Genomic DNA, 421 nt, shown 5'->3' on the forward strand with positions numbered 1-421 from the left:
GTAACCCCACCCAACTAATAAACACCTGCTCTCGCCAAGGAAAGCTAAAGGGCAATAAACTCACCACCACCGCCAACGGACGAGCAATAAATATTAGAGTAAAGGCAATACCAATTGCGACCGGTGCGTTAGCGACTAAGTAAGAAGGAACAACAAGTAATCCGAGAATGAGGAACATCGCTATCTGGCTGAGCCACGCCAGCCCGTCCTGCACCTGCAGAATATGAACCAACTGAGGCAACCGGGCGTTACCAATAACAAACCCCATTAAATAAACAGCCAGAAAGCCGCTGGCGTGCAGTTTCGCCGTTAATGCGTAAATGGAGATAGCACAGGCTACGGCCAATAAGGGGAAAAAGCTAAAGCTTAACGGCAGTTTTCGAGCGGCAATAATGAATAGCCGCCCACCTAACCAACCTAT

General features: G+C 48.7%; 1 protein-coding gene. It reads right to left on the reverse strand.

Going from position 1 to position 421, the window contains the following annotated elements:
• Nucleotides 1–421 (reverse strand): cation:proton antiporter (locus B3180_RS08825; protein ID WP_286844080.1); only part of this gene is annotated, 421 nt, incomplete at both ends.

Source organism: Idiomarina sp. UBA4206 (assembly GCF_002383015.1).
Taxonomy (GTDB): domain Bacteria; phylum Pseudomonadota; class Gammaproteobacteria; order Enterobacterales; family Alteromonadaceae; genus Idiomarina; species Idiomarina abyssalis.